The organism is Streptomyces sp. NPDC058221 (assembly GCF_042882365.1).
Classification (GTDB): Bacteria; Actinomycetota; Actinomycetes; order Streptomycetales; family Streptomycetaceae; genus Streptomyces.
In genome coordinates, this window is the sequence record NZ_JBHVWF010000045.1 from 10,261 (window position 1) to 21,140 (window position 10,880).

Here is a 10,880-nt window from a genome sequence, read left to right on the forward strand (position 1 = left end):
GGCCAGCGCGTCGGTGCCCGAGCCGGCCACTCTCCGGCGGGCCCCGCTCGCCAGCCCGCCCCGCGTCCCGGCGGCGCCCCCGGCGCCGGCGGTGGTAACCGTCCGAACCCGGGCATGATGCCGCAGCGTCCCGCTGCCGGCCCGCGTCCCGGTGGTGGCCCCGGCGGTGGCCGTGGTCCCGGTGGCGGCGGCGGTCGTCCCGGCGGCGGTGGCGGCGCAGGCCGTCCCGGTGGCGGCGGCTTCGCAGGCCGTCCGGCCGGTCCCGGTGGCGGTGGCGGCGGTTTCGCCGGTCGTCCCGGTGGCGGTGGCGGCGCAGGCCGTCCCGGTGGCGGCGGCGGCTTCGGCGGTCGTCCCGGCTTCGGTGGACGTCCCGGCGGCCCGGGTGCCCGTGGTGGCACACAGGGTGCGTTCGGCCGTCCCGGCGGTCCCGCGCGTCGTGGCCGCAAGTCGAAGCGGCAGAGGCGCCAGGAGTACGAGTCGATGCAGGCCCCGTCGGTGGGCGGTGTCATGCTGCCCCGCGGCAACGGGCAGGCTGTCCGGCTGTCCCGCGGTGCTTCGCTCACGGACTTCGCGGAGAAGATCAACGCGAACCCGGCGTCGCTCGTCGGCGTGATGATGAACCTCGGCGAGATGGTCACTGCGACGCAGTCCGTCCCCGACGAGACGCTGAAGATGCTCGCGGACGAGATGAACTTCGTCCTCGAGATCGTCAGTCCCGAGGAGGAGGACCGCGAGCTGCTCGAGTCCTTCGACATCGAGTTCGGCGAGGACGAGGGCGGCGAAGAGGCCCTGGTCTCCCGTCCGCCGGTCGTGACCGTCATGGGTCACGTCGACCACGGTAAGACCCGGCTGCTGGACGCGATCCGCAAGACGAACGTCGTCGCGGGCGAGGCCGGCGGTATCACGCAGCACATCGGTGCGTACCAGGTCGGCGCCGAGGTCAACGGCGAGGACCGCAGGATCACCTTCATCGACACCCCGGGTCACGAGGCGTTCACCGCCATGCGTGCACGTGGTGCGAAGTCCACCGACATCGCGATCCTCGTGGTGGCGGCGAACGACGGTGTGATGCCCCAGACGATCGAGGCGCTGAACCACGCCAAGGCGGCCGAGGTGCCGATCGTGGTCGCGGTCAACAAGATCGACGTCGAGGGTGCCGACCCGGTCAAGGTGCGCGGTCAGCTCACCGAGTTCGGTCTGGTGGCAGAGGAGTACGGCGGCGACACGATGTTCGTCGACATCTCCGCCAAGCAGGGGCTCAACATCGAGTCGCTCCTCGAGGCCGTCGTCCTCACCGCCGACGCCTCGCTCGACCTGCGGGCCAACCCGAACCAGGACGCGCAGGGTATTGCGATCGAGTCCCACCTCGACCGCGGTCGCGGTGCCGTCTCGACCGTCCTGGTCCAGCGCGGAACGCTGCGCATCGGTGACACGGTGGTCGTGGGCGACGCGTACGGCCGGGTCCGGGCGATGCTCGACGACAACGGTCAGAACGTCGAGGAAGCGGGTCCGTCGACCCCCGTCCTGGTCCTGGGTCTCACCAACGTCCCGGGTGCCGGCGACAACCTCCTGGTCGTCGACGAGGACCGTACGGCCCGTCAGATCGCCGAGAAGCGTGCCGCCCGTGAGCGCAACGCCAACTTCGCCCGCAAGGGTGTCCGGTTCTCCCTGGAGAACCTGGACGAGGCGCTCAAGGCCGGTCTGGTCCAGGAGCTCAACCTCATCATCAAGGGCGACGCGTCCGGTTCGGTGGAGGCTCTCGAGTCCTCGCTGCTCCAGCTCGACGTCGGTGAAGAGGTCGACATCCGGGTCCTGCACCGCGGTGTGGGTGCGGTCACCGAGTCGGACATCAACCTGGCGACCGGCTCCGACGCCATCGTGATCGGCTTCAACGTGCGCGCCGCAGGGCGTGCCGCGCAGATGGCCGACCGCGAAGGTGTGGACGTCCGGTACTACTCGGTCATCTACCAGGCGATCGAAGAGATCGAAGCGGCCCTCAAGGGCATGCTCAAGCCGGAGTACGAAGAGGTCGAGCTCGGTACGGCGGAGATCCGCGAGATCTTCCGCTCGTCCAAGCTGGGCAACATCGCCGGTGTGCTGGTCCGGTCCGGCGAGGTCAAGCGCAACACCAAGGCGCGCCTGCTGCGCGATGGCAAGGTCATCGCGGAGAACCTCAACATCTCCGGTCTGCGCCGCTTCAAGGACGACGTCACCGAGATCCGCGAAGGCTTCGAGGGCGGTATCAACCTCGGAAACTTCAACGACATCAAGATCGACGACGTCATCGCGACGTACGAGATGCGCGAGAAGCCGCGAGGCTGACCCGTACCTCAACAGTCGGGGCCGGTCGACGGGTGGTATTTCCGTCGATCGGCCCCGGCCGTTCCGTGTACGGTTCTTGTGTCCCTGCCAGTCAACGGCGGGGCGCGAACCCGAACCGGCGGGACATCCGGACATACATGTATGTGGGGACACTGTCCTTCGATCTGCTTCTCGGCGACGTACGGTCGCTGAAGGAGAAGCGCTCCGTGGTCCGTCCGATCGTTGCCGAGCTCCAGCGCAAATACGCGGTGAGTGTGGCGGAGACGGGCGACCAGGACCTCCATCGCAGGGCCGAGATCGGCCTGGCCGTGGTCTCCGGGGACACCGGGCACCTCACGGACGTGCTGGACCGGTGCGAGCGGCTGATCGCCGGCCGGCCGGAAGTGGAGCTGCTGTCCGTACGGCGGCGGCTGCACAGCGACGAAGACGATTGAGCAGGACCGGCCGGGAATCGGGGGGCGGGCGATGCCGCCCCCGGTTCCCGGCCGGTACAGAGTGAGAAGGAGACGGACCAGTGGCCGACAACGCGCGGGCTAAGAAGCTGGCGGACCTCATCCAGGAGGTGGTCGCCGAGAAACTGCAGCGCGGAATCAAGGACCCGCGCCTGGGTACGCACGTGACCATCACGGACACCCGCGTCACCGGCGACCTGCGGGAGGCCACGGTCTTCTACACGGTCTACGGCGACGACGAGGACCGGGCGAGCGCCGCAGCCGGTCTGGAGAGCGCGAAGGGCATTCTGCGCTCGGCGGTCGGCGCGGCGGCGGGGACGAAGTTCACCCCCACGCTCGCCTTCATGGCGGACGCGCTGCCCGAGAACGCCAAGGCGATCGAGGATCTCCTCGACCGGGCACGGGCCTCGGACGCCAAGGTGCGCGAGGCGTCCTCGGGCGCCGCGTACGCCGGCGACGCGGACCCGTACCGCAAGCCGGAGGACGAGACCGACGAGGACACCGCCTCCGAATGACAGCGCAGAACAAGACGCCCGAGGAGGGGAGCGGGAGCGCAGCCATCCCGGGCAAAGGTGGCGGCGGGCGACGGGAGAGCGGTTTGGTCATTGTCGACAAGCCGTCCGGCTTCACTTCGCACGACGTCGTCGCCAAGATGCGCGGGATCGCCCGTACCAGGCGCGTCGGCCATGCCGGCACGCTGGACCCGATGGCGACGGGCGTGCTCGTGCTCGGCGTCGAGAAGGCCACCAAGCTCCTCGGCCATCTCGCGCTGACCGAGAAGGAGTACCTCGGTACGATCCGGCTCGGCCAGAACACCGTCACGGACGACGCGGAGGGCGAGATCACCTCGTCCGCCGACGCCTCCGGTGTGACCCGCGAGGGCATCGACGCGGGTGTCGCCGGACTGACCGGCGCGATCATGCAGGTGCCGTCCAAGGTCAGTGCGATCAAGATCGACGGCAAGCGGTCCTACGCGCGGGTGCGCGGCGGCGAGGAGTTCGAGATCCCGGCCCGGCCGGTGACCATCTCGTCCTTCAAGGTCTACGACGTCCGCGAGGCCGTCGCCGAGGACGGCACCCCGGTGGTCGACCTGGTCGTCTCGGTGGTCTGCTCGTCCGGTACGTACATCCGGGCCATTGCCCGCGACCTCGGCGCCGGGCTGGGCGTGGGCGGTCATCTGACCGCGCTGCGGCGTACGCGCGTCGGACCGTACGGGATCGACGGCGCGAGGACGCTCGACCAGCACCAGGAAGAGCTGACCGTGATGCCGGTGGCCGAGGCCGCCGCTTCGGCGTTCCCGCGCTGGGACGTCGACGAGAGGCGGGCCAAGCTGCTGCTGAACGGCGTGCGGCTCGACATGCCCGCGTACCCGCCGGGGCCGGTCGCGGTCTTCGGGCCCGACGGAACGTTCCTGGTCCTCGTCGAGGAGCAGAAGGGCAAGGCCAAGAGCCTCGCGGTTTTCGGCTGAACCGTTTTCCGGCGTCCGCACCGTGGAGCGGGCAGGGCCCTGTGCCCGCTCCGCAGCCCCGGCCGTTCCTGTCCACCGAACGACCTTGATTCACCCCAATGAGCAGGCGCTCGGAGTGAATCAGGGGTGCGTACGGGGGCGCTTTTGCTCCGATCGCCCCTTGCCGATCACTGCGGACCTAACGTCGGATCATGGGATGCGGGGACCGGGCGACGCTGGTACGACTGTGCGATCCGGCCGGGAGGCCGCGGGGGACCGGGTTCGTCGCGGACGACCGGGGCACGGTCGTGACGAGTCATGAGGCGGTCGACGGGGTCACGCACCTCGTCCTGCACGGTAGGGACGGGCGCAGCTGCCGCGTCGAGGCCGCCGGCATCACCGCACTGCCCGAGCTGGATCTCGCGCTCGTGGCCACCGGGGGACCGGAGACACTGGGCGCGCAGCCGCTGCCGATCGCGCTGCGGGAGCCGGGCGAGGCCGGTACGTATGTGATGATCGCCGCGCACGGCTGGCGCGAGGCGCGCGTCCTGGGCCCGGTCCCGGTCACCTACACCACCGGCGGCGCCACCCACCGGATCGGCCGGGCACTGGAACTGGCGCTCGGTACGGACGGCCGCGACGCACTCCTGCTCGGCGGTGCGGCCGTGGGCGGACCGGTCCTCGACCCGGACAGCGGAGCGGTCGTCGCCGTCCTCGGTACCGCTCTGCGGGCCGGGCACCCCGCCGCGGGATGCGCGGTACCGCTGGCCGGGACGGGCGACGGAGGGCCGCTGGAGGCCCTGCTGCGGCGCAACGCGATGAGTGTCCCCGGCTACGGCCGCGATCTGAATCCCGCCGGAGCCCTCCAGCTGACCGCGATGTCCGTCGGCTCGGCGGGCGGACCGAGCGCCTGGCCCGATCCGGTGGAACGGCCCGAGGCCACCGCGGAGTTCCGCGCGTTCGCCGCCGCACGCCCGCCGGCGGCCGACGGGGAGCCGGCGGTGGTCATGGGCCTCGTCGGGGAGCCGGGTACCGGCCGCACCACGGAACTCGCCGCACTCGCCGCCCGCCGGGCCCGCGGCCCGGTGCCCGCGCTCACCCTGTGGCTGCGCGGCGCCGATCTGCTGGCCGACGACACCTCCGTCGCGGACGCCATCGCCCGCACGCTCCGGCAGGCCGGACGCATCGTCAGCGCCGCAGGAGCCATCGGCGACGTGGCGGCCGCCACCCCGGAGCGGGTGGCCGGGCTGGCCGCGGAATCCGGCAGCCCGCTGCTCGTCCTGCTGGACGGCCCGGAGGAGATGCCGCCCGTCCTCGCGCACCGGCTGGCCCGGTGGAGCGCGGGTACGGTCGACTGGCTGCGGGACAACGGCGTGCGGCTCGTCGTCGCCTGCCGCCCGGAGCACTGGGAGACCGCCGGCGCACTCTGCCCGCCCGACGCGCTGCACCGCCCCGCCAGGCCCGCCCGGCGGCTGCCGTCCGCCCTGCGCATCGACGACCTCACCGTGGGCCAGGCGGAGGCGGCCCGTGAGCGGTACGCGCTTCCGCCCGACGCCCTGGCCCCCGGCCACGACCGGCATCCGCTCACCCTGCGGCTGCTGGCGGAGGTACGCGAGGCCCTGCCCCCGGACACACCGGGGTGGCCCGGCACGGAGGAGGTCTTCGCCGCCCACCTGGACCTGATGTGCCTGCGCATCGCGGTCCGGATCGCCGCCGAGTGCCACCCGGCCCCGAGGGGCACGGCGGTACGGCGGCTGGCGGCCCGGGTGGCGGGCCAGGTCCACGAGGCGGCCCGGCGCTGTCTGGGGCCGGGCCAGGGCGAGCTGGACCGGTCCGCGTTCGAGGAGATCTTCCCGTGGCGCACGGGCTGGGCCTCGGCCGTGCTCACCGAAGGGCTGCTGGTTCCTGCGGGAGGGGGCTACCGCTTCGCGCACGAGGAGCTGGGGGACTGGATCCAGGGCGCGCATCTGGATCTGGACGCGGCGCTGCGGTCGCTGGTGCACCGCTGGCACGCCGCCGACGCGGCGGCGACGGAGCGCGCCGGCCGGGTTCCGCAACCGCGCCGGCCGGACGCGGCCGACGGGCGCGGCCCGGTGCAGGGTGCTGCTCCCGGGGCGCGGGTCGCCCCGGCGTCGGACGGTGTCCCCGAGCCGGGTGCTGCTGCCGTGCCGGGCGTTGTCCCCGCATCGGATGGTGGGCCTGTGGCCGCCGCCGGTGATGCCGAGCCGCACATCCTGCCGGTGCCGCGCCACCGGATCGGCCCGGTGATCCAGGCGCTGCTGCTCCTGGGCCGCCGTCAGGGCCCGGCCGCGCTGGCGCACCGGCTGGCCGACCTGATCGAGGCGCTGGACCGGTTGCCGGCCGGCCGGGACGACGCGGCAGCCGGGGCCGGCGGACAGGTCCCGTCGGAGAACGGGACGGTGGCACCGGCGACCGGGAGAGGGACCGGCGCCGGCGCTGCCTCGGGCCCTCGTTCCGGCCCGGCCTCCGCTCCCGGCCCGGCCTCCGCTCCCGGCCCGGCCGCAGCCGCCGTACCGGCCCCTGCCGCCCGTACAGCCGCCACCTCCGCCCGCCACACCTCCGCCACTGACCACGCCTCCGCCACCGGCGGCACCGGCCGTCCGCCGAGGGATGCCCGTTGGTGGGCCGCGCACCTGCTCGCCGAGACGCTGCTGCGGGTGCCCGACGCCCGGCCGCATCTCGGGGTGCTGCGGCTGCTCACCGGGCGTGTCGTCCGGAGTTCGGCCGAGACGGGCGGGCTCGGTCCGCAAGGGGTGTACGCCGAGTTCGGGCCGTGGTTCTGGCGCCGGCTGCGGCTGCCCGAGGCGGACCGGATGGACCTGTTCCGGCGGCTCGTCCCCGCCGACGGGCCTCCGCCGGGCGAAGGTGATACCGGCGGTGCGCGGTTCCTGGACGCCGTCGCACGGCGCCTCGCCGCCCATCCGCGTACCCTCCAGCCGCTGCTGTGCGCCTGGTTCACCGACGAGCGCCCGCTTGCCGCCGAGCCGGGTGCGGCGATCCGCCCGACCGTCGCTGCGGCCGCGCAGGCGCTCCTCCATGCCCGCCGCGACCTCGCCGTGGACGACCTGGCGGACGCCCTCGTCTCGGCCGACCACCCGCGCGCCGAGGAACTGCTCGCCGCACTCGCCGAGGACGAGCCCTCGTCCCTCTGCCGGGCCGTCGAGCGCTGGTCCCGCGACGACGACCGTCGTGCCAGACGCATCGCGGCCGCCGCCTACGGAGCGGTCGTCGCACCGCACGTCAGCCGCGACGAGGACCGGGCCCTGCTGCGCCGCTCGGTCCTCGCCCTGCTGGCCCGCCCCGGCGACAGCGATCTGCACGGGGTGGCGCTCGCCCGGCTCGTGGCGGATCCGCAGACCAGGGACCGCTATCTGCCACAGGCGCTGAGGGCCTTCGCCGCGGACGGCCCCAGGATCTCGCCCGGCGCGCTCGCCGTGGCCCTGCCCACGCATCCCGAGCCGGTGCTGAGCGCCTACCGCGACCGTCTGATGCGCTCCGGGGACGGCGCGGGCGAGGTGCTGCGCGCCCTCGCCGGGATCGACGCCCCCGCGCTCGCCCTGCACGCCGCCGGGCTGGTGCGGGCGTACGTCGACAGCCACCCCCAGGACACCGTCCACACCGCGGCCTACCTCGACCGCAGGCTGGAGCACGGGCCCGCAGCCCGTGCCCTGCTGCTTCCCCTGCTGACCGGGCTGCTCCGGGACCGCCCCGCGCCCGCGCCGGTGCGCGGTTCCCTCGCCGGGGTGCTGGCCTCACCCGGCAGCCCGGCCTCACAGCCCCTGCGGGACGAGCTGCTGGAGGTCCTGCTGGACTTCGAGCAGGGTGGCGCCCACCGCGACCCGGTCGTGCTGGACGCGCTGCTGCGCGCCGCAGCGACAGGCTGCGCCGGGCGCGGCCCGGCCCGTACCAGGGCGCTGGTCCACCGCACCGGAATGCTGCTCGTCCGGACCCCCGAGGGCGCCGGCCGGTTCGACCGCCGACTGGTCGAACTGGCCCGCGACGTGCCCGGATTCGCCACCCTGGTCACCGGGTGGCTGGCGGACGCCCCGCAGGAGTGGGCGGCGGTCGTGGGCCCCAGCGCACGGCTGACGGTGGAGGCTCTCGGGACCCCGATGACCATGCCGATGCAGGCCGCAGGGCGTGAGCATGGCAGTCTTAGACCTGCGTAAGAGACAAACCCACGTACACAGGTTCGGGCGAGGAGCGGTCAGAGTGCAGCGCTGGCGTGGCTTGGAGGACATCCCCCAGGACTGGGGACGCAGCGTCGTCACCATCGGCTCCTACGACGGGGTGCACCGCGGACACCAGCTGATCATCGGCCGGGCCGTCGAGCGGGCCCGCGAGCTGGGCGTGCCCTCGGTCGTCGTGACCTTCGACCCGCACCCCAGCGAGGTCGTCCGGCCCGGCAGCCACCCGCCGCTGCTCGCGCCGCACCACCGCCGTGCCGAACTGATGGCGGAGCTCGGCGTGGACGCGGTGCTGATCCTGCCGTTCACCACGGAGTTCTCGAAGCTCGCCCCGGCCGACTTCATCGTGAAGGTGCTCGTCGACAGGCTCCATGCGCAGCTGGTCATCGAGGGCCCCAACTTCCGCTTCGGCCACAAGGCCGCGGGGAACGTGCAGCTGCTCACCGAGTTCGGCGCCACGCACGACTACCGCGTCGAGGTCATCGACCTCCGGGTGCGCGGCGAGGCGGGTGGCGGCGAACCGTTCTCGTCCACCCTCACCCGCCGCCTCGTCGCCGAGGGCGACATGGCCGGCGCCGCCGAGATCCTGGGCCGCCCGCACCGCGTCGAGGGCGTCGTCGTCCGCGGTGCGCAGCGCGGCCGCGAGCTCGGCTTCCCCACGGCGAACGTGGAGACGCTGCCGCACACCGCGATTCCCGCCGACGGCGTGTACGCGGGCTGGCTGACCGTGAACGGCGAGGCGATGCCCGCCGCGATCTCGGTCGGCACCAACCCGCAGTTCGACGGCACCGAGCGGACGGTGGAGGCGTACGCGATCGACCGCGTCGGCCTCGACCTGTACGGGCTGCACGTCTCCGTGGACTTCCTCGCCTACGTACGAGGGATGCTGAAGTTCGAGTCGATCGACGAGCTGCTCGTGGCGATGGCCGCCGATGTGAAGCGGTGCAGCGAGCTGATCTCCGCGTACGAACAGGGCTGATCCGTCCCCTGAGGGCTGTCCCGTAACCCCTGTCGGGCGCGCGACGACAGCTACGGCGCCTCGCCGCGTTGCCGAAACGCCCGAATCGCTCCTTCCCCAAGCTCTCAACTGCGTTCGAGCAGGGGAGACCCCATCTGAGCCCTTCGGCGGGCCGGGAGCGCCGTGCGGCCATGCGGCGGGATCCCGCGCGCACCAGTCGTAGCGCTCAGCGGTCCGGCACGGTGGCTCACCTAGGGTGGGGCGGACCTGGCCGCTTCAGCCGGGCCCGAGGAGGTCCGTACCGTGCGTGAACTGCTCTCCGAGCTGCGTGCCTGGCAGGAGGCCGGCACCTCCTTCGCTCTGGCGACCGTCGTCTCCGTGCGGGGCAGCGCCCCGCGGGCCCCCGGTGCGGTGATGGCGGTGACCGCCGACGGAGTGGTGGCGGGAAGCGTGTCGGGCGGCTGTGTCGAGGGCGCGGTGTACGAGGTGGCCGGTGAGGTGCTCGCCTCCGGCATCCCGCAGCTCCAGTCGTACGGGATCAGCGACGACGAGGCCTTCGGCATCGGGCTGACCTGCGGCGGCACGATCGATGTCCTGGTCGCGCCCTTCGCCGACGCTGCGGACCGCGCATGGCTCCGGGGGGTCACGGACTCGATCGCGGGCGGCGAACCGGTCGCCGTGGCCACCGTCCTGCCGGCCGCCGCGGCGGCCGGTGCCCGGCTGGTGGTCAGGGCCGGCGCGGCGCAGGGTTCGCTCGGCAACGAGGGGCTCGACGCGGCTGTCACCGATGACGCCAGGGGCCTGCTCGCCCAGGGGGTGACCGGACGGCAGTGGTACGGGGCGCGCGGGGAGCGCCGGATGCAGGACGTGTCCGTCTTCGTCCAGACGTACGCGCCACCGCCCCGCATGCTCGTCTTCGGCGCCATCGACCACGCGGCCGCGACCGCGCGCATCGGGTCCTTCCTCGGGTACCGCGTCACCGTCTGCGACGCCCGTCCGGCCTTCGCGACCCGCGAGCGGTTCCCCACCGCCGACGAGGTCGTCTGCGCCTGGCCGCACACCTATCTGTCGGACACGGACATCGACGGGCGCGCGGTCGTCTGCGTTCTGACGCACGACCCGAAGTTCGATGTCCCGCTGCTGGTCGCGGCGTTGCGGACCCCGGCCGCGTACATCGGTGTGATGGGGAGCCGGCGCACCCACCTCGACCGGCTGGCACGGCTGCGGGAGGAAGGGGTGGCCGAGTCCGACCTGGCACGGCTCGCCTCACCCGTCGGGCTCGACCTCGGCGCCCGTACGCCGGAGGAGACGGCGGTCTCGATCGCCGCGGAGATCATCCAGCACCGCTGGGGCGGCACGGGGCGGCCACTCGGCGAACTGACGGGGACGATCCACCACGAGCGGCGGGAGTAGCGCGCGGGGGGGGGGCCCGCGCCCCCCCCCAGCCCCCCCCCGCCCCCCCCCCGACAAGCCACCCGCCCAAGCCCCCCCCG

The 10,880-nt window shown here is 73.4% G+C and carries 7 protein-coding genes; all 7 read left to right on the plus strand.

The window, feature by feature from the left end; all coding sequences use genetic code 11:
* The coding region (infB, locus tag ACFVW8_RS16740; protein ID WP_389690516.1) for a translation initiation factor IF-2 at positions 1-2,322 on the plus strand (2,322 nt) is incomplete at its 5' end.
* A gap of 137 nt (positions 2,323-2,459) precedes the next feature.
* Positions 2,460-2,756 carry a DUF503 domain-containing protein gene (locus ACFVW8_RS16745; RefSeq protein WP_024494414.1) on the plus strand — a complete coding sequence of 99 codons (297 nt, stop codon included), beginning with the start codon at positions 2,460-2,462 and terminating at the stop codon, positions 2,754-2,756.
* Positions 2,757-2,836: 80 nt separating this feature from the next.
* Positions 2,837-3,289: a 30S ribosome-binding factor RbfA gene (gene rbfA / locus ACFVW8_RS16750; protein ID WP_123523220.1), complete on the plus strand. Its 453-nt coding sequence runs from the start codon at positions 2,837-2,839 to the stop codon at positions 3,287-3,289.
* Positions 3,286-4,242: a tRNA pseudouridine(55) synthase TruB gene (gene truB, locus ACFVW8_RS16755; protein WP_389690518.1), complete on the plus strand. Its 957-nt coding sequence runs from the start codon at positions 3,286-3,288 to the stop codon at positions 4,240-4,242. The genes rbfA and truB overlap by 4 nt, the downstream gene beginning before the upstream one ends.
* A gap of 191 nt (positions 4,243-4,433) precedes the next feature.
* A complete protein-coding gene (locus ACFVW8_RS16760) occupies positions 4,434-8,411 on the plus strand; it encodes a trypsin-like peptidase domain-containing protein (protein WP_389690520.1) in 3,978 nt (1,325 codons plus the stop codon).
* 43 nt (positions 8,412-8,454) lie between these two features.
* Positions 8,455-9,408 carry a bifunctional riboflavin kinase/FAD synthetase gene (locus ACFVW8_RS16765; RefSeq protein WP_389690521.1) on the plus strand — a complete coding sequence of 318 codons (954 nt, stop codon included), beginning with the start codon at positions 8,455-8,457 and terminating at the stop codon, positions 9,406-9,408.
* Positions 9,409-9,690: 282 nt separating this feature from the next.
* Complete coding sequence (locus ACFVW8_RS16770) at positions 9,691-10,800, plus strand: XdhC family protein (protein ID WP_389690523.1); 1,110 nt, start codon at positions 9,691-9,693, stop codon at positions 10,798-10,800.
* Positions 10,801-10,880: the final 80 nt, after the last annotated feature.